Annotated in this window: 16 protein-coding genes and 1 pseudogene; 7 read left to right on the forward strand and 10 right to left on the reverse strand. The window is 71.9% G+C overall.

Going from position 1 to position 23032, the window contains the following annotated elements:
• The first annotated feature begins 36 nt into the window (after positions 1–36).
• Together aztD and BKA14_RS00800 are read left to right on the forward strand one after the other, a co-directional pair.
• Positions 37–1188, forward strand: a complete 1152-nt coding sequence (gene aztD, locus BKA14_RS00795; protein WP_239092834.1) for a zinc metallochaperone AztD — start codon at positions 37–39, stop codon at positions 1186–1188.
• A gap of 68 nt (positions 1189–1256) precedes the next feature.
• Complete coding sequence (locus tag BKA14_RS00800; protein ID WP_184949022.1) at positions 1257–1976, forward strand: hypothetical protein; 720 nt, start codon at positions 1257–1259, stop codon at positions 1974–1976.
• Here the strand turns inward: BKA14_RS00800 and BKA14_RS00805 are convergent.
• Positions 1969–4536 (reverse strand): M48 family metalloprotease, encoded by a 2568-nt coding sequence (locus tag BKA14_RS00805; protein ID WP_184949023.1) that lies wholly within the window; start codon positions 4534–4536, stop codon positions 1969–1971. The two genes, BKA14_RS00800 and BKA14_RS00805, sit on opposite strands and share 8 nt — an antisense overlap.
• Before the next feature lie 136 nt (positions 4537–4672).
• Between BKA14_RS00805 and BKA14_RS00810 the strand changes: the two genes are divergently transcribed.
• Entirely contained in the window at positions 4673–9142 is a 4470-nt protein-coding gene (locus BKA14_RS00810; RefSeq protein ID WP_184949024.1) for a tetratricopeptide repeat protein, read from the forward strand.
• A gap of 31 nt (positions 9143–9173) precedes the next feature.
• Here BKA14_RS00810 and BKA14_RS00815 read toward each other — a convergent pair whose 3' ends face one another.
• From BKA14_RS00815 to BKA14_RS00840, 6 genes are read right to left on the reverse strand one after another with little or no spacing between them, the layout of a single operon-like run.
• A complete protein-coding gene (locus BKA14_RS00815; protein ID WP_184949025.1) occupies positions 9174–9677 on the reverse strand; it encodes a hypothetical protein in 504 nt (167 codons plus the stop codon).
• Positions 9678–9682: 5 nt separating this feature from the next.
• Complete coding sequence (locus tag BKA14_RS00820) at positions 9683–10813, reverse strand: OmpA family protein (protein ID WP_184949026.1); 1131 nt, start codon at positions 10811–10813, stop codon at positions 9683–9685.
• 32 nt (positions 10814–10845) lie between these two features.
• The gene (locus tag BKA14_RS00825) at positions 10846–11664 is read right to left on the reverse strand and encodes a hypothetical protein (protein WP_184949027.1); all 819 of its coding nucleotides are present in this window, start codon (positions 11662–11664) and stop codon (positions 10846–10848) included.
• Positions 11654–12298: a hypothetical protein gene (locus tag BKA14_RS00830; protein ID WP_184949028.1), complete on the reverse strand. Its 645-nt coding sequence runs from the start codon at positions 12296–12298 to the stop codon at positions 11654–11656. Before BKA14_RS00830 ends, BKA14_RS00825 begins: the two co-directional genes overlap by 11 nt.
• Positions 12299–12300: 2 nt before the next feature.
• Positions 12301–13080, reverse strand: a complete 780-nt coding sequence (locus BKA14_RS00835) for a PilN family protein (protein WP_184949029.1) — start codon at positions 13078–13080, stop codon at positions 12301–12303.
• Between the two features lie 17 nt (positions 13081–13097).
• Positions 13098–13919: a vWA domain-containing protein gene (locus BKA14_RS00840; protein WP_184949030.1), complete on the reverse strand. Its 822-nt coding sequence runs from the start codon at positions 13917–13919 to the stop codon at positions 13098–13100.
• Between the two features lie 268 nt (positions 13920–14187).
• Between BKA14_RS00840 and BKA14_RS45790 the strand changes: the two are divergent.
• The 4 genes and pseudogenes from BKA14_RS45790 to BKA14_RS00860 all read left to right on the forward strand — a co-directional run.
• Positions 14188–15232 (forward strand): annotated as a pseudogene (locus BKA14_RS45790) (family 43 glycosylhydrolase); the annotation flags it as partial.
• A 39-nt stretch (positions 15233–15271) separates the two neighbouring features.
• The gene (locus BKA14_RS00850; RefSeq protein ID WP_184949031.1) at positions 15272–15577 is read left to right on the forward strand and encodes a putative quinol monooxygenase; all 306 of its coding nucleotides are present in this window, start codon (positions 15272–15274) and stop codon (positions 15575–15577) included.
• A gap of 93 nt (positions 15578–15670) precedes the next feature.
• Positions 15671–17599 carry a GmrSD restriction endonuclease domain-containing protein gene (locus tag BKA14_RS00855; RefSeq protein WP_184949032.1) on the forward strand — a complete coding sequence of 643 codons (1929 nt, stop codon included), beginning with the start codon at positions 15671–15673 and terminating at the stop codon, positions 17597–17599.
• The gene (locus BKA14_RS00860; RefSeq protein WP_184949033.1) at positions 17596–19137 is read left to right on the forward strand and encodes a PIN-like domain-containing protein; all 1542 of its coding nucleotides are present in this window, start codon (positions 17596–17598) and stop codon (positions 19135–19137) included. The genes BKA14_RS00855 and BKA14_RS00860 overlap by 4 nt, the downstream gene beginning before the upstream one ends.
• A 46-nt stretch (positions 19138–19183) precedes the next feature.
• Here BKA14_RS00860 and BKA14_RS00865 read toward each other — a convergent pair whose 3' ends face one another.
• From BKA14_RS00865 to BKA14_RS00875, 3 genes are all read right to left on the reverse strand, one after another.
• Positions 19184–20185 carry a hypothetical protein gene (locus tag BKA14_RS00865; protein ID WP_184949034.1) on the reverse strand — a complete coding sequence of 334 codons (1002 nt, stop codon included), beginning with the start codon at positions 20183–20185 and terminating at the stop codon, positions 19184–19186.
• Positions 20186–20327: 142 nt separating this feature from the next.
• Complete coding sequence (locus BKA14_RS00870; protein ID WP_184949035.1) at positions 20328–20552, reverse strand: hypothetical protein; 225 nt, start codon at positions 20550–20552, stop codon at positions 20328–20330.
• A complete protein-coding gene (locus BKA14_RS00875; RefSeq protein ID WP_184949036.1) occupies positions 20549–23023 on the reverse strand; it encodes a caspase family protein in 2475 nt (824 codons plus the stop codon). Before BKA14_RS00875 ends, BKA14_RS00870 begins: the two co-directional genes overlap by 4 nt.
• Between the last annotated feature and the right edge of the window lie 9 nt (positions 23024–23032).

Genomic DNA, 23032 nt, shown 5'->3' on the forward strand with positions numbered 1-23032 from the left:
ACGAAAATGAATCTCATTACAGTCGAAGGGGAAGCAATGCGACGCACCATTTTCGCCCTGGCCGTGCTGACCACGGGGTCGCTGGCCGCCTGTGGCAACGAAGCCCCGGCCTCGGCGCCGCCGGTCGCGATCAAGGACCCGGTGGCGATCACCTACGACGGCGGCCTCCACGTGCTCGACGGCGAGACGCTCGACGTGCAGCGGACCATCGCCCTGGACGGCTTCAACCGGATCAACCCGGCCGGCGACGACAGCCACCTCTTCGTGTCCACCAGCGCCGGCTTCCAGGTGCTCGACGCCGTGAACGGCACCATGACCGACATCGCCTACCCCGGCGAGAAACCCGGCCACGTCGTACGTCATGGCGACCGCACCATCCTGTTCACCGACGGCACCGGCGAAGTTCACAGCTTCGACCCCAAGGAGCTGGCGGACGGCAAACCGCAGGGCCGCCAGTACAAGACGGCGGTGCCCCACCACGGCGTGGCGGTGGAACTGGCCGACGGCACCCTGATCGTCACCCTGGGCACCGAGGAGTCCCGCACCGGCGCGATGGCCCTCGACGCCCAGGGCAAGGAGATCGCCCGCAACGAGAAATGCCCCGGCGTGCACGGCGAGGCCGTGGCCCAGGGCGACGTGGTCGGGCTCGGCTGCGAGGACGGCGTGCTGCTCTTCAAGGACGGCGCGTTCGTCAAGGTGCAGAGCGAGCGCGAGTACAGCCGGATCGGCAACCAGGCGGGCAGCGACGCCTCCCCGGTGCTGCTCGGCGACTACAAGGTCGAGCCCGACGCCGAGCTGGAGAACCCCACCCACTTCTCGCTGATCGACACGGCCACCGCGAAGCTCCGGGTCGTGCCGATGCCGTCCGGGGTGAGCTACAGCTTCCGCTCGCTCAACCGCGGCCCCGGCGGCGAGGGTCTGATCCTCGGCACCGACGGCAAGCTGCACGTCATCGACCCGGCCACCGCGAAGATCACGAAGTCGTGGCCGGTCGTCGCGGCGTGGCAGGAGCCCGTCGACTGGCAGCAGCCCCGCCCGGCACTGTTCGTCCGCGGCGACGTCGCGTACGTGACCGAGCCCGCCGCCCGGAAGGTCCACCAGCTCAACCTGACCAGCGGCGAGATCACCGCATCGGCCACGGTCGACGGCGTCCCGAACGAGATCAGCGGGGTGGTGGCCGGCCACTGAGAAGAGGCGCCGGGTCGGAGGATGCAGTCCGGCTAGCGCGTTGTCACCCTTGGCCTAGCTTTCTGGCCTTGGAGGACATTTTGCGCGCCCTGTCGAGAATTGTTCAGGTTTTCGTGGTGGTCGCCCTGACCGCCGCCTGCTCCGACCCGCCGCCAATCCCCATCCCGTCGGCCGCCGTCCCGGCCACGCCCGCCGCCTCACCCGCCGCATCGTCCGGCGGCGCGTCGACCGGGCCGGCCGGCCGGAACGCCGTGTCGGCTGCCCTGCTCACCCCGGCCGAGCTGGGCGACGGCTACTCGGTCAACCCGGCGATGGCCGGTAACAACCCGGCCACCGGCATGAACACCAGCCTGCTCAATTGCGCCGAAGCCACCGAGGACACCGGCGCGGTGAGTGCTCATCAGGTCTACCAGGGCGGGGCCGTCGGGCCGTTCGTCGTGGAGACGATCACCGTCACCGAACCGGCGCGGGCCGCCGCCCTGATGGACCGGCTGCGTACGGTGAAGAAGAACTGCCACCAGTTCGACGGGCAGATGGCCGGTGGCATCACAATGAAGGTCACGATCGACGACCTGACCCTGGCCCGCGTCGGTGACGACACCGTCTCCTATCGGATGACGGCCACCGTGCCCGGTGCCGGCGCCGCCCTCTACGCCCACCTGGTCACCGCGCGCGCCGGCAACCTGGTCGTGCTGCTCAGCCTGATGCAGATGACCTCACCCGACGTCGCCGTCACCGAGAAGATGATGCAGGCCGCCGTGGCCAAGGCCCGCGCCGGACTCAGCTGAGGTTCAACGCAGTGACGCAGTAGCGCAGGGCGGCGGTCACGTCGAGCTGGGCCCGCCGCAGTTGTTCGTGACGCAAGGCCTCGACGGCGCCCTCGCCCATGGCCCTCAGGGCCGGGTCGGCCGCCGAGCGGGCGCTCGCGGCGGCCCGGGCCAGCACGATGTCGAAGCCACCACTGGCCGTGGCCGGGCTCAGGTCCAGGTGCACCATCCGGCCGCACGCCTCGCCCAGGACGACGTCCATCGGCCACGGCTCGGCCAGAACCAGCTCGACCCGCCCGACGTCGATCGCCTCTGGGGAGACGACGGTGTCGGGCACCCGCCATTCGGTCGCGCCGAACCAGGTGACCCCGCCGCCGAGCAGCACCATCGGCAGCAGCAACAGAGCCGCGGCCCAGGCCGGGCGGTCCGGAGCAGGCCGCGCCGGCTCGCCCGGTCGCAACGACCGCACCAGGCTGCCCATTGCGGCCGCGGGCAGACCGATCACCAGCAGCAGACCGCAGAGCAGCAGGACCATCAGGCCCAGCGCGGCGTAGGCGGGCCGGTCCTCGTCCGCCGAGCCGCCGCCCAGCGCCAGCCCGGCCAGAAGCTCCAGCAGGCCCCGGGCCCGTGGCGAGGCTCGGCTGATGTGGAGCAGCATCAACACCAGCAAACCGGCCGCGATGGGCAGCACGGTCGCTCCGGCCGCGGTCACCGCGCGTTCCAGCCGGCCCCGCCCGCCGGTCGCCAGCCCGAGGAAGTACAGCCCGCCGATCGCCGCCAGCAGCGCGGGGAGCACCAGGATCAGGGTGCTGGGCAACAGTTCGGAGACGGACGGGGTGAGATCGTCCATCCGCGCCTCCAACGCGGTGCGCAGCCTCGGGTAGAAGGGGAGCAGGGCTACGCCGTACGCGGTCAGGATGCCCGCCGCGGCCAAATGCACCGGACCGAGCGGGGTGCGTACGCCGGGGACCGGACTGCGGTCGGCGGGATCGCGCCAGACCGGGACGCGCCGACGGGGCCGCCAGGTGGCCAGGGGATACCAGAACACCCACAGCATCGACAGCGCGATCAGCGGGTCGAACAGGACCGAGGCGGCCAGGACGAGCTGGACGGTTCCACCGGCCCTCACGGTCGGCAGCACGTCGCCGACGTGGAACCAGGCGGTCAGCCACACGCCTAGCACCAACGCGGCTTGGAACACGCCGAACCGGTAGGCCCGCCGCGGCCTGCCGGCGACCGGCAGCCGGCTGGCCGCGCAGAACAGCGTCCAGCGCAGGAAGACCCAGATCAGCGCCAGCAGGGCGAGGCCCACCACGGCCGCGACCCCCGGCGCGGCCAGGACGACCGACCCGAACGAGCCGGTGTCGGGCCGGTCGGGTGTGAGCACAACCCCGCCCACCAGCGCTGCCGTGAAAGCGAGCGCGGACGGCCACACCCGGACGCTGCGGCCGGGCGCGGCGGCGGCCCACAACGCGGCCCGCCACATCCCGCCGGCCAACACGGTGGCCGCGAACGAGCCGAAGACCAGTCCGCAGATCCAGCCGGGCAGGTAGGCGTGATCCGGCAGCAGCAACCCGGCCAGGTAGCGGGCCGGGGGATAGCCGAGGCCGACGAGCGCGCCCACGGCGGCCGCGACCCCGGGGGCGAGCTCGAACAACCGGTCGGTGCCGCGCAGCATGGCGATCCGGTCGGCCACGTACGGGTGGAAGCGGAACCAGCCGCGGACTCGCGACCCCGTGTGCGGCCCCGGCGCCGCGTGCAGCGTGCGCACCAGGTCGTCCCCGGCGTCCGAGGAGACGTCAGCGTAGAACTCGCGGACCCGCAGCACCGAGGCGCGCAGCAGCCAGAACAAAAAGAGCAGCACACCGAGCCGCCAGGACAGGCCGCCGACGGCCGCGGGCGCCGAGAAGGCCACGTACGCCAAGGGGAGCAGCACGACTGCGACGAGGAAACCCCACCACACCGCGACCGTGAGGCCGGTGAGATCGACGTCGCGGTTGCGCAGGTGGGCCAGTTCGTGCCGCAACACGCTGAGCAGCGCCGGATGGGCGGGGGCGCGGGCAGCCTGGGCCAGGCGGCTGCTGTCGAGCACGATCGAGTAGCGGCCGAACCGCCCGAACGCCCGGTCCACGCCCCCGCCCGCGGCAACCGACACGTAGACACGGACGCGGGGACCGGCGAGGTGCTCGATCCGCGCCACGACCGGGCCGAGCACGGGATCGCCGGCGTACCGCCGCAACGGGATCATGCTGCGCCGCGCCCACACCGGCACGGCGAGGTAGATGGCCGTCGTGACCGCGGCGAGGACGAGGATCATCAGGACCACGAAACGCGCCTCGCGGACCTGCGCCCACACCTCGCATGCGGCATACCAGTCGATCAGGTCGTGCGGCGGCAGGGCACCGGTGACCTGCCGGGCCGCTTCGACGCAGCGCGCAGGGGCGACGCTCACCGTGGACAGCTGGGCCACCAGCCACCCGTAGACCTGCACCGACGCCGCCACACCGGTCGCGCCGAGCAGCAGGAAACGCCCGGTGGTGGCTGGGGGCAGGGACAGCGGATCGAGGCGCGACGTGGACACGTAGGACAAGCTATTGCGGCCGCGGGGATCGGCGGCCCGGAACGGTTCAGCTCTTCGGACGGAACCGCCGCCCAGTCCCTCGATCGGGCTGCCGAGCGTGCGACGATCGGTGCCCGGCGAGGCAGCGGAGGCGGGAATGTCCACATGGCTGCGGCCGCGTTTCGTCGGGATCGGGGTGGAGAACTACCGCCACGGCCACGGGCGGCTCCCGGCGGCCCGATGGGAGACCGAACGCCTGCACGAGCTGCTGGCCGACCAGGTCGACGGCACGGTCCTTGGTGATCCGGCCGCCGACGACGTGCGGGCGCTGCTCGAACAGGTCAGGCTGGCCGGCAGCGCGCAGCCGGTCATTCTCGCCTGGAGCGGGCACGGTCAGGTCTTCAACGGTGAGGTCCGGCTGCTGACGACGGAGAGCGACGGGCATCCGGGTACCGGCCTGCCGCTCTCCGAACTGGTGCTGAGCATCGCCGCGTCCGGCACCAGCCAGCTGCTCTGCATCATCGACGTCTGCTTCGCCGGCGCCGGCGCGTTCAAGGCGTTGCAGACCGCGGCCCTGGTCTTCAGCCAGGAGCGGGCGGGCGGGCAACCGTGGGCCGGGATGCTCGCCTCGGCCGGCCCCGGCGAATCCGCGGTGGACGGTCTGTTCGGCCGGCACCTGCACCGGGTGCTGAGACGGGGATCCACCGACCCGGCGCAGCGGCTGTTCTGGTCGGGTGCCTACGTCACCGGCGACGCGATCGGCAACGCGATGCAGGTCGCCATGCCCCCGAGCCGCGACGGCCGGCCGGTTCAGCGCGTGCTCTTCGCCCGGGTCGGCCTGCCCGCGAGCCTGCTGCGCAATCCCAGCTACGACGCGGCTGTGCGTGAGCCGGCCCGCCCGGTCGACCGGATCGTCGCCGGTGACCGCGGCACCCTGATCGGCCGGGCGAGCGCCGTCCAGGTGGTGCGGTCGTGGGCCGGCTCCGACCAGCCGGGACTGCGGGTCCTGACCGGGCCGCCCGCCTCGGGTAAGACGGCGATCCTGACCCACGCGGCGGGCCGGGCCGCGGCTGTGTTCGTCGACGCGCGCGGCCGCACCCCCGATCAAATCCGAGGGCAGCTGCCGGTCTCCGGGTGTCCGGTGATCGTGGTGGACGGGCTCGACGAGGCCGGCGAGCACAGCCGCGCGATCGCCGAACAGGTGCTGATCCCGCTGGCCACCCGGGCCCGCGTCATCGTCGGCACCCGGGACATCGGCTACCTCGTCGCCGTCCTCGATCCGGTCGCGCTGCTCGACCTCGAAGCGCCGGAGCAGGTGGCTGAGGCCGGGGCGGACCTGCGGGCGTACGTGCTGGGACGGCTGGCCGAAGTGATGGAGCCCGGGGCAGCGGCCCGGCTGACCGATGAGGTGACGGCCGGGGCACCCACGTTCCTGCTGGCCCACCGGCTGACCGAGCAGCTGCGGGCCGGCCACGACCTGCCCGCATCGGTGCATGCGCTGCTGGCGGCCGACCTTGACACGGCCGAGCCGCCCGAGCACCGGGTGCCCCTGCCGCCCGGGCTGACTCCCGGCGGGCTCGCACGGCACCTGCTGGCCACGCTGGCGTGGTCCTACGGCGCCGGCTTCGGGGAGCAGGAGTGGATCGTCGTGGCCGCGGCCACCGCGCCGGCCGGCCTCACCGTCGACCGTGACGACCTGCTATGGCTGCTCGGACAGCTCGGGCACCTCGTGGTCCAGGACCGTACGGCCGGGGTCGTGGCTTATCGCCTGGCTCACGAGACGCTGGCCGGGGAACTCGGCGCGTACGGGTCCGAAGGCGGCGAGGCGCGTGCGGTGACGGTGGCGGTGGCCCTCCTCGAACGCTACCGCGCGGTCCTTGAGGGCGGCATACCCGGCACCGAGCCCGGTTACCTGTGGGACCACGCCTGGCGGCACGCGATCGACGCGGGGGACCTGGCGGTCGGCCGGCTGCACGACCTGGCCTCGTCGACGCCCGCGCTGCGCTCGCGGGCGGCCCTGGCCGAGGCAGGCTGGGCGGCGCGGCTGCGCTCCGCGGGACGCCGAACCGCCGCCATCCCCCATGCGGAGGCCGCCGTGCGCCTGTCCTCCGCGCTGCCCGAGCAGCCGCACGCCCTGGCCACGGCGCTCGACAACCTGGCCGTGACCTACCGTGACGCCGGCCGCCCGGAGCCGGCGGCCGAGGCGGCTAGCCGCGCGGTCACCCTCTTCCGAGGGCTGCGCTCCGACGATCCGATGTCGGCCGCCGATCTCGCCGGCGCCCTCACCAACCTGGCTGTGTGCCGGGCCGAGGCCGGGCCGGCCGCGGACGCCGTGGCCGCCGGGACAGAGGCGGCCGGCCTCTTCCGGGAGCTGGCCGGCCGCACCGCGGCCTACCACGCCGAGGTCGCGATGACCCTCACCAACGTGGGGATCGCGCAGCGGCGGGCGGGCGACATCGGTTCCGCTCACGAGTCCGTCCGCGAGGCGGTGCGGCTCTACCGGTCGAGTCCGGGTGCCGAGGCCGGGCTGGCGAGCGCGCTGGGCGGGCTGAGCGAGTGCCTGCGGCAGCTGGACCGGCAGGGCGAGGCGCACGCCGCCGCGGAGGAAGCGGTGCGGCTCAGCCGGGCCGCCGCCGGTGTCGACCCGGCGGCGCGGCCCCGGCTCGCCGTCGCTCTGACCGCGCTGGCCGAGTGTCACCTGGCGCTCGGGCAGGCCGCCGCCGCGGTCGCCCCGGCCCGGGAGGCGGTGACGCTGCTGAGGGCTGTGGCGGCCCGGGAACCCGCTTTCCGGCCGCACTGGGGCCGGGCCCTCACGTTGCTCAGCGCCACCCTTTCGGGCGCGCCCGCCACAACGGCCGCGCGGCAGGCCGTTGAGCTGCTGGCAACCGTGCCCGGCGCGTCCGGCCGGGCCGCCCGGGCCGACGCGCTGCTGCGGCTGGCGTCGTGCCGGCGGGCCGACGGCGATCTGGACGAGGCCGAGACGCTGGCCCAGCGGGCCGTGGGCGCCGACGACACCCGGGCCGACGCCTGGTCGGCGCTCGCGACGATCCGCCGCCGGCGGGGCCGGCCCCGCCACGCCCTGCCCGCCGCCGAGAAGGCGGTCGCGTTGCTGCGGGCGGCGGTGGCCGAGCGGCCCGACCGGCGGGCCGCGCTGGCCGCGGCGCTGACCAACCTGGCCGTCGCCCAACACGACTGCGGGCGGATCGACGCCGCGACCGCCGGTCTGGAGGAGGCGGCCGGGCTGCGGCGCCGGCTCGCACGCGGTCCGGTCGGCCTGGACAGTCTGGCGGCGGCCCTGGACAGGCTGACCGCGATCTACCTGGATGGGTGGAGCCGGTCCGCGGTCGAGACGGCCGCCGAGGCGGTTGAACGGCACCGGGAACTCGGGTCGCCCGCGGCGATCGGACCGGCCCTGATCCGTCTCGCCTGGGCCTGCCTGCAGGCTGACCAGCCCGCGCGGGCGCTGAGCGTGGCGCGGGAAGCCGCCGATCTCGGCTCGGCTTCGCCGGTGCGGGCCGACGCGCTGGCGGCGGCCGGGCAGGCCCACCTGCGGCTGGGGCAGACCGGCGCCGCGGCCACGGCCCTGAGCGAAGCGATCGACCGAGGTGCCGAGGACGTCGCGGCGGCCCTGACCGCGTACGAGCGGGTGGGCGGAGACGCGACGGCGCGCGACCTGTGGGCGCGGCTGATCGATCGGGATCCCGTACGGGGGTTGCTGAGCCGCGCGTCGGCGGCCGAGCCGGGCGACCTGCGGGCCGCTGAATGGCTCGCCGCCGTGGCCGGACGGCCGGGTCTTGACCGAGCCGGCACCGCGGTGCTGCACGAGCAGGGCCGCCGGCATCGCGCGCCGGACCCGGACGCGTTCGACCGGGCCTGGGGCGAGCCCGCACCCGGCTGGCTGACGGTCGACGCCGGCCTGGTCGCTCAGGCCACCGAGTGGCTGCTCGACGGCTCGTCGGCCGTCCTGGAGGCGCACCCCGGGCTGCTGGCCGCGGAGGCGGACCTCGCCGTGCGCGAGGCGATGTGGGCCTTGTCCCCCGAGGAGGCTGAAGAGATGGCCGGCCTGCGCGCCGAGGCCGCCGCCGTCGGGATCGCCGCCGCCGGTCGCGCCCGCCGTAGCCGTGACCTGGCCGAGCGGTTCGTCGCCGCGAGCCCGGCCGGCAAGCGGGCGCTGCTCGAGGCGGAACGCGCGGGCCTGCTCGACCCGGCCGGCCGTACGCTCGTCGCGACCCGGGACGCCCTCAGCGCCGCCGTTCTGGACCTGGCCGACCGGGAGGCCCACGGCCCTGTCCTGCTCGCACTCGACCGGCCCGACCCGGAGACGACCCTCGTCCGGTTGCTGGACGGCGCCGAGGACGACCTCACGATCGGACCGGTGGCCGAGGTGCTCGCGGCCGTGGCGGCCACCGGCGGCGGGCGGCTGGCGGCCGACTTCTACCGGGCGGTGGGGCAAGCGGTCACCGGCCTGGCGCCGGACGTCGCAAACCTGGCCGGGCGCCCCGGCCCGGTGGCCGACCTGCTGCGTGCGGGCGCGGCCGTGGCCCGGCGGCACCCCGCGGTGCTGCCGGTGATGCTGGCCCTGACCGGCGACGACACCGGCACTGCTCTCCTCAGGCCGGCTCCGTAAGGCCGGTTGTGAGTCATCGGCCGTCGTAAAGTCATTCCGGAAGAGGCGCCGGGGTCAGGACGCTGACCAGGCGGTCGGCGTACGCCTCGGCCTCGGGCCCGTTCAGGCCGCACCGGTGCGCCAGCCGCCGGGCGTGCCCGGCGATCTGTGCCGCGAGATCCGGGGAGACGACCGGGACCGGGGTGTCTGCGCCCTGGGCGGCCCGGCACCGGCGCAGCCGCCACGACAACCGGCGCCGGGCCAGCCAGTCCGCCACCACCCGGCCCCGCTGGGCGGTGGCGTCATCGAAGGCGTCCGCGGCCACGCCGTTCAGCAGGACCACGGTCAGCTGCAGTGCGAGCGAGCCGCCGGCGGCGTCGAAGGCGGTCGGTGACTGCATCCGGTAGACCGCCTCCACCGTCGCGGCCATCTTGCGCCGTACCGCCGGCACCTCATAGAAGGCCTGCGTCACCACGGACAAGATCGGCACGTCCTGTGGCGTGCGGTCCTCGATGATCTCCTCGCTCAGGGCCAGGACGCTGCGTGGCGGTCGCATCGCCATCAGCAGCTGATCTGCAGGACGACGCGCCGGTTGCGCTGATCGACGGCGTCGCCGGTGCCCTCGTACGGTCCCCAGCCGCCGCCGTGGGCGGTCAGCTGGTCCGGGCTGACGCCCAGCTCGCGCAGGGTCCCGGTGACGGTCCGGGCCCGGTCCAGGGCCAGCCCGGCGTCCTTCACGTCGGCGCCGTAGTGGGCGATGGTCCCGGTCGCCGACGCGTCCGCGGCCGGATTCTCGTCGAGGAACTCGGCCACCGTGACCAGGGTGGACCGCGCCCGGGCGGGTTCGCGGTAGACCGCCTGGTCGGGCTGGAAGCCCACCGCGCCGCCGTCCGGGAGTTCGATCACCGAGCCGCAGGCGGCGGTCACGGGGTCGGGCTCGGGCAGGGCGACCGGGCTGACCGCGGGCTTGTCGGTGAGCGCGGCGCCGGTGTTCGCCTGCTCGGCCACCTGGACGTCGGTGCTGCCGCCGGCCTTGGCGATGGCCGTCCAGATGGCCACGAGCCGGCGTTGCAGGCCCGGGTGCGGCTGCTTCTGCGGATCGGCGGCATAGCCGATGCCGGACAGCACGACCCGCTTGCCGGCGGTGTCGGGCAGCAGGTTGCTCGCGCGCAGCTGCTCGACGATCTTGTCGGGCGACAGGAACAGCAGCGCCTCGGTGCGGAAGTCGAGCGGCGCCTTCGTCTGCAGCCCCGAGTCGGCCAGCACCACGAGGCCGCCCGGCCCGGCGGAATCGGCGGCCAGGGTCAGGGCGCCCAGCGGATCCGCCTCCGGGCGCTCGGATCGTACGGCCCGCATCTGCGCGACGGCCAGCTGGCCGAAGTCGTGCTTCTCCTGCTTCTTCGCCGTGTCGTTCTTCGCTTTGGCCTGGAACGAGAGCCCACAGGCGATGCTGGGCGCGCCGTCGACGCGGACGACCGTGACGCCCTTGACGTTCCCGTCGCTCGTCAGGTAATCCTCGACCTGCTTCGGGAGCGCCGGCTGGGGACTGTTGGCACGGGCGCCGACCGCGACGGCCAGCCCGGGCTGGGCCTGGGTAGGGCAGGACGGGGCGGGCTTGTCTTCGGCGCAGGCCGCGACAGTGGCCAACAGCGCCGCGGCCAGCAGGGCGCGCCCGGCGGATGAGAAACGCATGGTCGGTTCACCTTTGTGCGATCGGAAGGGGTTCATGCGGCGGCGCCCGGCTGCTGCTTGTCGGGGTCGTCGCGCACCACATGCAGGCGCGAGCGGCGCCAGTCGGCCTCGGTCATGCCGTCGGTGGCCGAGGGGTCCTGCAGGTGGGCGGCGATCGTGATCTGGGCGTACTGCTTGAGTTCCTCGCCGTACGCGAGCCGATCGAACTTGGCGTTCAGCAGCACCTCGTCGTCCTCCTCGAAGGACGCGCGGTGGATCTCGCGGACGAACATCGCCCGCTCGAACGGCGGCTGTGTCCTCGCGAGCTTGCGCTGGGCCTTCTGATAGGTCTTCATCAGGTTGCGGTAGGCGTTGCGCAGCGGGTTGCGGGTGAGGAACTCACCGATACCGGCCACCATCCCGGAGGCGACGTAAAGGACGAGGAACAACAGCGCGTTGGGCATCCTGTTGTCGACCTGGCCCGAGGAGCCGTTCAGCAGGCCGCCGGTATTGGGGGCGATCCGCATGCGGACCCATACGGCGGCCAGTCCGAGCAACAGCCACGGAATACCGCAGACCAGCACGACATGCCAGCGCACCCTGCCGTGAGCGGCCGCATCGTCGCGGGCGATCCGGCCGGCGAAGTGGGCCAGCGCCAACGCGATCACCGTGAGGCCGAGGACGATCAGCCAGACCTCCCACAGCTGGTGGTCACTCATGATCAGCGATACGACTGCGCTGAAGGCGGCCGCGTCGGCCGCGGCTGCCATCAGCAAGGCGCCCTTGTGAGCCAGGTCGCCCACGGTCGCGCCGCCGAGGTCAGCCGATCCCTGATAGGACCAGCGGTTGGGCTCAGTGGTGTCAGTCTCCATCTCGGTTTCCCTCGGGCTCAGGCGATGGCATGTCGGGGTCGGCGGGCAGATCCATGTCCGGATCGCGCAGCGCGCCCTGCTTGCGGGGCTTGCCGCGGGTCTTCTCCAACCAGGTCAGCGGGTCGTCCAGGTGCAGGTCGATGCCGCCGACGGTCGAGTGCAGAGGCCGGCCACCGGCCCGTTCCGGAGCCGCCGCCAGGAACTCCTCGGCCGAGCGGCCGGTCAGCTTCTCGTAGGCATCGGCCACAGCCGTCCGGGCGTGCGACACGCGAGCGAAATCCACCTCGTAGCCGGGCAGCCGCCGCGAGACCTCCTCGTTGGCCATGCCGACCAGCACCCGCGCGATCGCCCGGCGCTCGGCCCGCAGCGACTCGATCTCCTTCAGCGAGCGCAGCACCCGCGCGTTGATGAAGTTGTGCACGACCTCGCGGGTGCCGGCGTCGAGCGCGTTCGGCTTGAGCGAGTCGATCAGCCGGCCCACCTCGGTCTTGGTCTCGTCACGCCAGCTCTCGTCCAGTTCGTAGTCGGGCGGCTTGACCAGGTCGAGCGGATGGGTGGGCGGACCCGCGAACGTGGCCCGGCCGCGCTTGCCGGAGCTGTACGGGCGGCGGCCGAAGCCGGGAATGCGTCTCACGATCAGCCCTCCTCGTCCCGGGCGGCCAGAACCGGCCGCAGGTCACCCGAGCGAGTCCGGGGGATCCGGGCCGACGCGGCGGTGGCCCAGTCGGGAACGGCGGGCCAGTCCGGGCGCAGCAGCCGGTTGAGGAACAGGCCCTGCGGGTGCTTGCGGACCAGCCGGGTCTCGTACGCGGCCCGACGGCGCCGGATGTGGGCCTCGATGATGTCGGCCCGCCGTTCGTGAATCTCCTTCTGAATAGCGATCTGCTCGTCGAGCTGCGCGATCTCCGCGCTCATCCGGTTGAGCTCCGCGGTGAGCCGGTCCACCTTGGCCTTCGCCTCGTCGCGTTTGGCGGCGTGCGCCTTGGCCCGGCGCTGGGCGGCGACCCCGGGATCGGTCCGGTCCTCGCCGGCGACCTTGCCGGTGTCGGGCGCACCCTCATCGAGGGCCGTGAACCGCTGCTCGGCCAGCACCAGCTCGTCCCGTAGGGCCTTGTGCCGGGCCGCCAGGTCGCTGCGATGGGCCATCGGGTCGGCCACCTCGGACTGGTAGACGATCCACTCCTTGGCCTTGCGCTCGATGCCCTGCTGCCCGAGGAACGACATGTGCGGCGTGCCGGTGGGAATGTCGGCGTCCGGAGTGCGGCGGTCATCGGCGGGCAGCTCGGGCAGGCCCTTGCGGGCGTCGCGGGTCGCACACCACCAGTCGGCGCAGCGGGCCAGCGGACCGTACCGGATGGGCTTCTCGGAGCGTCGCGTCCAGCGCCGGCTGCGCCGCTCCACCTCTTTCTTGCTCATGGCGAAGATGACCTTCTCTAGGAGTCGGATTCGGTTTTGGTCAGGCGCTGACCGGTAAGGTCGGCCAGGATGTCGCCGAAGATCACGTCGAGCGGGCGGGCGTCGTCGAGCACCGACGCGATGCGCCCCGCAGTGCCGCCGCCGTGGAACTCATAGACGCTGATCGCCCCGAGGAGGCCCCCGTTGAGCGACCCGCGTCCCCCGATCGGAGACACGGCGTAGATACGGGTGTAGCTGGCGGCGTAGATGGCCGCCTCGAGCTGGGGCAGGTCGTCACCCAGCTCGGCGTCGGTGATCATCACCAGCGCCCGGGAGGCACACGGCTGCGGGTTGACCAAGCGCGACTTGACCAGCTCGACCACGGCCGGGGTGAGCAGCGTGCCGTTCTCCAGGGCGCCCGGCGGCGGGGCCGGCGCGGTCAGCGACTGCAGACTGGTCGGCGGCAACGTCACCTTGGCCGAGCCCGAGAAGAACGCCGTGGTCAGCGAGTCGGTCGGCTGCAGCTCGCGCTTGGCGAAGCCGAACAGCTCACGCTCGGCCCGTTCGCGTTGCGCGGTGTACGCGAGCATCGAGGACGAGACGTCGACCGCCTCCTCCAGGCAGATCGGGCCGGTGGTGAGCCGGGCACCGGTCAGCTTCGAGCGCGCCAGGGTCTCGGGCTTCTGCTCCTCGTGACAGGCGACGAGCGCGAGCAGCACCAGCAGCAGGGCGAGGAGGCCGAGCAGGACGCGGCGCAACCACCGCGGCATCACGTACGGCGGACGGGCCACATAGGGGCCGCGCCCCATCGCCGTACGGGAAAAGACGCTTTTTCTGAGATCGGCATCGCGCTGGGTCATGGCCTCTCCGGCAAGTGGCAGTAAACCGTCCGGTTTGAGTGTCCTGGTGTTATCTGTCGTTTTCATGGCGTGATCACGCCCTTTTTCCGGTGCTGACGGCGGAAATCGCGGGTTCTGCGACCACGCCATGTACTGGCGGACGGCTCAACTCAGCCGATCGGCTTCCCCGGATGACAGCCGACCGTCCGAGGTGGATCACCAACAGGACCACCCGGGCCGCGACACGGCCGATATAGCCAGACTTTGGCGTACATCTAATGGATTTGCCATGCGGAGCGTCGTGGCAACTGTGGTGGCGGCGCTGGTCGTGGCGTCGGTCCCGGCGCCAGTGCAGGCGGCGCCGGTGACGATCGCGAACGGGATTCATTCACCGACACGAGTGGCGCCGGGGGTGCACGCGCACGGCGGCGGGGTGCTCGAGGCCGGCTCGTACTGGTATTGGTTCGGCGAGAACCGCAACGCCGACGACACGTTCCGGGCCGTCTCCGTCTACCGTTCCGCCGGCCAGCGTACGTGGGAGTTCCGCACCGACGTGCTGACCTCGTCGTCGGCCGCCGAGCTGGGCCACGCCCAGATCGACCGACCCAAGGTCGGCTACAACGCGGTCACCGGGCGGTACGTGATGTGGATACACAAGGAAAACGACACCGACTGCGGTAAGGCGCGGGCGGCGGTTGCCTCGACGAGCACGGTCGACGGCCCGTACATGTTCCACGGCGGCTTCCGGCCGCTCGCCAGCACATGTCGCGGGACATCACCCTGTACGAGAAGGGTGGCACCGCGTACATGATCTCGGCCGCCGACGAGAATCAAGACCTGCGGATCTATCGCCTGACCAGCGACTACCGGCAGGTCGCGGCGCTGGTCGGCGACTTCTGGGACAACGGCACGCGGGAGGCCCCGGCGCCGTTCAAACGCAACGGCGTCTACTTCATGCTCACCTCGGGCACCTCCGGCTGGAACCCCCAACCAAGCCGAGTACGCCACCACCACCAGTATCGGCGGCCCCTGGCGGGGCTGGACCGACGTCGGCAGCGCGTACCTCTACATGGGCGACCGCTGGGCCGGCGCCTGGTCGGGCCCGGTCAACGACTCCCGCTAGGTGTGGCTGCCGATCAGCTTCCCCGCGACCACGTTGATGTCGCTGACCTGGGCCCCCGCGATCGCGATCGACGCCGCCGCGGGCACGGTCACCGGCAACCCCCCCCACCTACTACCGGATCACCGGCCGGGGCAGTGGCAAGGTGCTCGACGTGGCCACCGCGTCCACCGCCGACGGCGCCAAAGTCATCCAGTACACCTGCGGCAGCGGCCCCAAACCAGCAATGGCCCCTGCCTCGTAGAGTCGAGGCATGTTCGCACTGGTAGTCAGGTTCGACTGTCGTGATCTCGCCGCGGCCGAACGGTTCGACGAGCTGACCGCCGAGGTGGTGAGGGCGATCGAGGAGCACGAGCCGGGCACGCTCACCTACGCCACCCACGCCGTGGCGGGGGAGCCGCCGGCCCGAGTCTTCTACGAGGTGTATCGAGACCGTGAGGCCTTCCAGGCCCACGAGGACGCCGACCATGTCAAGCGCTTCCACGACGCGAAGGAGCCGCTGCTCACCGGCACACGAGTCGAGTTCCTCGAGGGCGGCCCACTCGTGACGCGGGCTTGACCCCCATTTCGGGAGGTGCGCACCTCGGAGCCTTTCTGGATAGATGACCGATCGCCCGAGGCGTTCCGCCTGGCTCCTGCCTAAGCTGCGGCCGTGAGCCAGCTGAGCGCCATCCTCAACCAGATCGACTCGGGAACGATGCTCCTGCCGGAGTTCCAACGCGGATACGTCTGGAACCGTGATCAGGTCCGTGGCTTGATGCGGTCGTTGTATCTGGGCTATCCGGTCGGCGCTCTCCTCGTCTGGGAGGCTGAGACCGATCCAGGGTCGGTGCGGGGCGCGGAGACCAAAGCCGGCGGAGTCAAGCTGCTTCTGCTGGACGGACAGCAGCGCATCACCTCGCTGTACGGCATCATTCGCGGCCACGAGCCGGCCTTCTTCGAGGGTGACGCCTCGGCCTTTCGCGGTCTGCGCTTCCACGTCGAGGACGAGACCTTCGAGTTCTACGCGCCGGTCAAGATGCACGGTGATGTGCGGTGGATCGATGTCACTTCGCTGTTCGTGGACGGCCTCGAGAAACAGATCACCATCCTGAACTCGGAGCCGTCGATCATGCCGCGGTTCGCCGACTACATCGCACGGCTGAGCCGGCTCCGGATGATTCTCGAACGTCAGTTCCACCAGGAGAAGATCACCGGCGCTGACAAAGGCATCGACGCGGTCGTCGAGATCTTCAACAAGGTCAACTCCGGCGGCACCAAGCTGTCGAAGGGTGACCTCGCGCTGGCCAAGATCTGTGCCGACTGGCCTGAGGCACGCGCGACGATGCGCAGCCACCTGGGCGCCTGGAAGCTCGCCGGATTCGATTTCAATCTCGACTGGCTTCTGCGCAATGTCAACGCCGTCGCGACCGGCCGGGCCCAGTTCGATGCGCTCGAGGGCATCACTTCGGACAAGTTCGCCGGTTCGCTGTCCAGTTCCGGCAAGCACATCGGGACGTTCCTCGACGCCGTGTCCGGGCGGCTCGGGTTGGACCACAATCGAGTTCTTATGGGCCGGTACGCCTTTCCCGTGGTTTCGCGTTTCCTCCACCTCAAGGGCGGGGCGTTCGAGGACGCCGCAGAGCGCGACAAGATGCTGTTCTGGTATGTGCAGTCCGCCTTGTGGGGCCGCTTCGCGGGGTCCACCGAGACGGTCCTCACCCAGGACTACGAGGCCTTGGGCCGCGGCGGCATCGACGGGCTCATTGCCAACCTGACCCGATGGCGCGGCGGAGATCTGACCATCGAGGGCGAGGATTTCGAGGGCTTCGGCCGCGGCTCGCGCTTCTACCCACTGCTCTACCTGCTGACCCGGGTGCTGGGCGCGCGTGACTTCGGCTCCGGCCTCGCCTTGAAGAGCGAGATGCTCGGCAACCTGTCCTCCCTGCAGGTGCACCACATCTTCCCCAAGGCAGTGCTGTACAAGCACGGCTACGACCGCGCCGAAGTCAACGCCGTCGCGAACTTCTGTTTCCTGACGCAGCAGACCAACCTGGCGATCGGCAAGCGAACCCCGTCGGACTACTTCGCTGAGGTCGCCGCGAAGCACCCCGGTGTGCTGGAGTCGCAGTGGATCCCCATGGACCGCGAACTCTGGAAAATCGAGAATTATCGGGACTTCTTGGCCGCCCGGCGGGATCTGCTGGCCGGCGCGGCCAACAACTTCCTCGCCGAGCTTCGCGACGGGGTCCGGGCCGCGACGGAAGGGCAGCCGTTGCTGGCAGTCGCGGTCGACGAGGACGTCGAGGACGACGACCGTGCCCGCCTGGTCAAGGAGCTCATCGCTGACCTGGCCGAGCTCGGCTGTGTTTCGCCAGACCTGGACGCCGAGATCTCCGACCCCGAGACCTCGAAGGTGCTCGCGATCGCCGAGGCCTATTGGCCGGCCGGACTTCAGCCTGGTCAGGGCGGTCCGGTCGTGCTGGAGCTGGACGCCGGAAGCGACTTCGCCCGGATGGCCGAGCTCGGCTATCAGGTCTTCACGTCCATCGATGCTTTGCGGGGCTACGTCAACCGTCGCAACGAGGAGAACGCGGCATGACCTCGTCTCAGCTGGACGTGGTCATGGTCGGCCTCTTCGACGGGTTCGAGGGCTATCGGGTCGTGGCGGCCGGCGAAGTGGAGTCGGCGCTGACGTCCGCGCTGGTCGCCATCGATGCGAACGTTCTGCTCAACCTCTATCGTTACAACGCCCAGACCACTACGGACCTGTTGGCCGTTTTCGAGCGGATCGGCGACCGGCTGGTCGTGCCGCACCAGAGCATGCGCGAGTTCCACCGCAACCGCCTCGGCGTCATCGGCAACCCGGAGAAGGCGACCAAGGACGTGCGGGACGCACTGGTCAAGAGCGCGGCCTCGGCGTCTCAGGCCCTCAACGGGTGGGCCAAGCAGGTTGCGTTGGGTGATGCGGAGCTGCAGCGCCTGCGCGACGAGGTCACAGAGGTTTTCGCACGCCTCACCGAGGCGGTGAACGCAGCCGAACCGGCACACGTCCATGCGGCCACCCCGGCCGTCGACGACCGGGTGCTGAGCCGGCTGAACACCCTGGTGGCCGGCAGAGTCCTGCCGAGGCCGCCGGACGAGGAGTGGAACGCGTTAGTGGCCCAGGGTCAGGCCCGGGCGGAGGAGCAGGTTCCGCCGGGCTACCTCGATCTGGGCAAAGCCGACCAGCTTCCCGAGGGTGCGGCCGGCGACTTCCTCGTGTATTGGCAATCTGTTCGGGAGGCCGTACGCCGCGGCCTGGACCTCATCATCGTCACGGGCGACGAGAAGGAGGATTGGTGGTGGCGTAACCGCGGAGTGCCGATCGGTCCCCGGCAGGAGATGACCGAGGAGTTCCACAGGCTCAGCGGCGGGCGCCGCCTGTTCCTGCTGCGGCCCAGCGACCTGCTCAAGCGATCCTCGGCTCTCGACGTCCAGATCGATCCGAGCTCTCCGGACGACGCCGACCGCGAGTTCCCGCAGGCCGAGGTGGTGTCCTGGACGCCACGGGCGGTCGATGAGCTGTTGTCGAGGCTGGGGCGGGAGGGCCGGCGAGATCTGGTCTCGGTCATCGGCGAGGCCGCGCGCCTGGGCGGGACGATCACCCGGGACGCGGTCTACCAGCTGTGCGGGTACGACGACGAGCGCATGCTGCGCGGCTTCACCCGGCCGACCGCCCGGATCACCGCCGATCTCGAAAGCGAAGGGATTCTTCCGGGGCCGGTGACGCCGATGCTGACGTCGGTGTACCGCGACGACGCCCGGCTGACTTCGCTGCGGGTCCCGGCCGAGGTGGTGGGGATCATCGAGGAGGCGTCCGACGAGGCCGAGGTGGAGACGGACGCCATACGCATCGGCGGTACGAAGTACTCTCCGCTGACCCGCTGGCTGCTCGACCAGGCCCCGGACGGACCCGTCACCCTGTCATTCGGAGAGGTCGAGCAGATCGTCGGCGCTCCGCTCGCCCCGTCCGCCCGCCTCTATCTGCCCTACTGGTATTCGGCGCAGAACTCGCTGGGCAAGGCCATCGCGGCGGCCGGCTTCAAGGCGAGCAAGGTCAGCCTGGCCGCGGAGCGCCTCCTTTTCATCCGCCGCTGAACCGGGGCGTCGCGGCTCTTCGCCCGAAAGGAGCTGAGACCATAGGTCAGGCCGCCGATACGACTGCCAGCACCCGGGCGACGATTCGTTCGAAGTGCTCGGGGTCGTTGATCAGGCTGATCACCTGGTCCGGGCCGCTCTCGCCGGCGCCCGGGGGCTGGTCCAGGTCGCTCGCGGCGGACGGGTCGCCGAACACGGTGTGCAGCACCTCGAAGACGACCGTGGCCGGGTCCTCGCCGCGTGCGAGACGCCTGACGATGAGTTCGACGGCGCGGGCCGCGAACTCGCTCAGCCGGGCGTCGGCGCGCTCGTGGGGCTCGGCGACGACCGGGTCGGGCTCGGCGTGGGTGCCGTCGGCACTGCGTGAGGGGGTCCAGACCGGCGCCTGTTTGCGGCCCAGCGGGCGTTCCACGTTCTTGTCGAACCAGGTGGGGCGGCGGCGCATCGCGGCCAGCACCAACTCCACCTCACGGGCCACGACGGCCTCGCCCGCTGTGTGGTCGCCGGTGCGGGTGGCCCGCCGGTCGGCCCACGACGTGAGGGGCCACAGCGAGAACCCCGCCGTCGCTTCGGTGCCGGCCCACTCGAGGATCGCCACGGCCAGTTCGCACAGCCAGCGGTCGTGGCCGAGGGCCAGGGCGAGCCAGGCCGGCACGCGGGGGCGCTGGGCGGCGCCCAGCGCACCCCGGCGCCGGCGGTAGCCGTCCACCATGGCCGCGTGCAGGCGGGCGGTCAGCCACGCTTCGAGACTGCCGATGGGCGTGCGGCCGGCCCGGGCGAACAGGTGGTCGATCACAGCGTCGAGGTCGTGGTGGAAGCGGTCCAGGCATTCGGCGGTCAGCCCGCTCAGCCCGCGGGCGCAGCGGTAGTGGCCGCGCCGGTGCTCCAGCGGCCGGGTGACGCGTAGGAAGAGCAGCGGCAGGACGATCTCGCCGGCACCCTCCCGCAGGTAGCGCTGCCGCTCGAGGGTCGCGGTCCGGAACTCCTCAGTGAGGCGGCCCTGGCCGGCCAGCAGGCGGACCTCCAGGGACGAGCGTGAAGCGGCCACGACAACTCCTCTGATCCGATCTCGGCGTCTGCCCCAGAGCATGGGGATCGGCGGAGATCGAATACGGATGTCGCGAGCCGCTTGCGCAGAAATACGTACGCGGCCGGCGGGAGGGCCGGCCGCGTACGTACGAGGGGTCTGATCAGGACATCTGGCTGGGCCGGGGCCCCGCGTTGAGGTCGAGCACCACGCTCGGGGTGGCTGCGCCGTTGAGGAACAAGGTCACCGCGTTCTCGTCGGCGTCGTACACGGTCAGCTCGACCGGGATGCGGTTGAGCATCGCGTCGCGCACGAGGCGGGCCACCCCGTCGGCGTCCGCGTCGGCGATGCCCCATTCCCGGCCGTCGAGGATGAGCTTCTTGGTCATGCGTCTACTCCTTCGATCGAAAAGGTGAACGAGAAATCCTGGGGGTGCCGCTGGTGGCGTCCGAGGCCGAACTGTTCCTGGGCCAGCAGCGAGGTGCGGTAGAGCCCGACGCTGCGGCCGACCACGCCCAGCAGCAGCTCGTACGCCGTGTTGACGAGCATCGCCGTGGCCCCGGCCACCGCCACCGCCACCGCGGCCTGCGGCACGGGCACGGCCACGACCGCGGCCTGGAGGTCTCCGCTGGTCAGTCGCTGTTCCAGCAGCGCGCTGAGGGCCAGGCTGCCGGTGGTGTCGCGGGAGACCCACACGGCGATGTCGAGGAAGTCGACCGCGGGCCCGTGGTAGATCAGCGCGTTGTCGAGCGGCAGCCGCTCACCGTCGTGCACGTTGCTGAACCGCATCGTCTCGGCGTGGTAGGCGGGGGCGCCGCCGGTGCCGTTGGTCAGCACCATCGCGTCGACCCGGATGTCGGCGCTGCCCAGCGCCCGGTTGCGGTGCACGATCAGCTCGCCGATGCGCACGGCGACCCGGCCCGGGGCCGCGCCGCGCGCCGACAGCAGCCGTACGGGCTGTTGGGGCCGGTCGTCGACGAGGAACGGCGCGGTCTCGGCTCGGGGTGGCGGGGTCGGGCTGACCACGAAGTCGATGGGCACGACGGCGTAGCGGACCCGGGACGCGGTGGCGTCGCCGATCTCGCGGGTGGCGCCGGTGGCGATCTGGCCGAGCACCCGTTCCAGCGGGGACTCCGGGGCGGCGGCCGAGCGTACGCCCTGCTGGCGCAGCACCCCCACGTCGACCGGCCCGTCGCTGATCAGCACCAGCACCGTCTCGGGCCGGGGGACGTCCTTCCCGATGCCGTCGGGCCAGGTCACGCTGACTCCGGTGAGCACTTGCCGGTCGTCGTCCCACCCGTACGTGTAGGTCTCGCCCGCGGCCAGCCGGATGCCGCCGGGGTCGGCCGCGGTGAGCGGTTCGATCCGCGCGGCGATGCCGACGTCGAGCAGCGAGACGAACATCGCCCGGTCGCCGGCGTTGCGCAGCCGGATGTAGATGCGCTCGTCGTCGTCCGCGAACAGCAGCGACCCGGCCGGCTGAAGCGGCTCCTCGCGCCCGTCGCGCACCCGCCCCCACTCGACCCGCACGTCGTGCGTCAGCGGTTTCCCGGGGTCACCGGCGAGCCGCCGTACGGCGGTGGCCTGGGCGATGCGCTGCAGGTTACCCATGATCGTGCTGATCCCGACCGCGGTCGCGGGGTAGGGCTGGTGCAGCGGGCCCACTTTGTCGTGCACCACCAGGCGGCCCTGCTCGTCGGCGACCACGGCGACCTCCGCCGCGGGGTCGGGCCGCAGCAGCGGGCGCAGGTCGATGGCCCGGGTCAGTTCGGCGGCCGCCGGGTGGCCGAGGGGCAGCCGCACCGGCAGCGCGGAGGCGGCGGCCCGGGTGCGGTGCGCGCGGGCGTCGGCGGGCAGGTCCCGGTCGGGGTGGGCCGGCTGCAGGCGCGCGGTCGCCGAGGTCGGCTGGACGCTGGTCACCGTGGCGGTGCCGAGCGCGGGCCCGTCTTGCGGTCCCGTCGCCGCGGCCGGCATGATCGTGAACTCGTCGTGCGGCTCGACCCCGAGCAGTGGCGCGCCGAGCAGCTGGATCCGGTCGGGGGTCACGGCCACCACGGGCAGCGAGCTGAGCACGTCGAGGTCGGCCGTCTCGAACAGGGCCCGCGCCGACGGGCCCTCCGCCTCGGGCCGCTGCACCGGTTGCAAGTCCTGCACCTCCCGGCGGACCGCGTCGATCAGGGTGGACCAGCTCACCCGCAGACCCTGGTGGCCGCGCAGGGCCCGGGTCAGCGCGTCGGTGAGCAGCCCCATCTCGACGCCGTCGCGGTTGGTGGTCTCCCAGGCCGACTCGGACGGCGAGCAGGCCACCACCCGTACGGCGTAGGGGTTGCTGATCAACGACCGCGGGTCGCTTCGCAGACCGGCCACCACGCGGGCGTTGTGCTGCCGGACCTTGTCGTAGCCGAGTTGGCCCTCCGGCGACCGCAGCAGCGCCTTGACCCGCATCTCGGTCTGCCGTGACATGTGCGCGGCGTGGCAGCAGTCGAGCACAACTGTGGCGTTGCCCGCCACCTCGGTCAGCCGGGCCAGCCGGATCGACAGTTCGACGCCGGTGATGCCCCGGAAGTCGCCGGTGTCGTCGAAGTCGTCGGGCACGATGAACGGCAGGCCGGGCCCGTCCTCGGCCCGGGCCCGCCCGCCGTGCCCGCTGTAGTAGAGGACGAACGCGTCGTCCGGGCGGGCGTCCACGATGAGTTTCTCGTACGCGTCGAGGACGGCCTCGCGGGTGGCGGCCGGCGTGACCAGCCGCGTGACGTGGAACCCCCGCGGTTCCAGGGCCGCGGCCATCGCCTCGACGTCGTTGAGCACACCGGCCAGGCCGTTCGTCTGGGAGCCGATCAGGAGGGCTTTTCGCGTCATGCCTGCCTC

Source organism: Paractinoplanes abujensis (assembly GCF_014204895.1).
Lineage (GTDB): Bacteria > Actinomycetota > Actinomycetes > Mycobacteriales > Micromonosporaceae > Actinoplanes > Actinoplanes abujensis.

Excerpts from the sequence above, each read along its gene's own strand:
- aztD (WP_239092834.1), top strand. The coding sequence starts at position 37 with ATGCGACGCACCATTTTCGCCCTGGCCGTGCTGACCACGGGGTCGCTG.
- BKA14_RS00810 (WP_184949024.1), top strand. The coding sequence starts at position 4,673 with ATGTCCACATGGCTGCGGCCGCGTTTCGTCGGGATCGGGGTGGAGAAC.
- BKA14_RS00815 (WP_184949025.1), bottom strand. The coding sequence starts at position 9,677 with ATGCGACCGCCACGCAGCGTCCTGGCCCTGAGCGAGGAGATCATCGAG.
- BKA14_RS00820 (WP_184949026.1), bottom strand. The coding sequence starts at position 10,813 with ATGCGTTTCTCATCCGCCGGGCGCGCCCTGCTGGCCGCGGCGCTGTTG.
- BKA14_RS00825 (WP_184949027.1), bottom strand. The coding sequence starts at position 11,664 with ATGGAGACTGACACCACTGAGCCCAACCGCTGGTCCTATCAGGGATCG.
- BKA14_RS00835 (WP_184949029.1), bottom strand. The coding sequence starts at position 13,080 with ATGAGCAAGAAAGAGGTGGAGCGGCGCAGCCGGCGCTGGACGCGACGC.
- BKA14_RS00840 (WP_184949030.1), bottom strand. The coding sequence starts at position 13,919 with ATGACCCAGCGCGATGCCGATCTCAGAAAAAGCGTCTTTTCCCGTACG.
- BKA14_RS00850 (WP_184949031.1), top strand. The coding sequence starts at position 15,272 with ATGTTCGCACTGGTAGTCAGGTTCGACTGTCGTGATCTCGCCGCGGCC.
- BKA14_RS00860 (WP_184949033.1), top strand. The coding sequence starts at position 17,596 with ATGACCTCGTCTCAGCTGGACGTGGTCATGGTCGGCCTCTTCGACGGG.
- BKA14_RS00870 (WP_184949035.1), bottom strand. The coding sequence starts at position 20,552 with ATGACCAAGAAGCTCATCCTCGACGGCCGGGAATGGGGCATCGCCGAC.
- BKA14_RS00875 (WP_184949036.1), bottom strand. The coding sequence starts at position 23,023 with ATGACGCGAAAAGCCCTCCTGATCGGCTCCCAGACGAACGGCCTGGCC.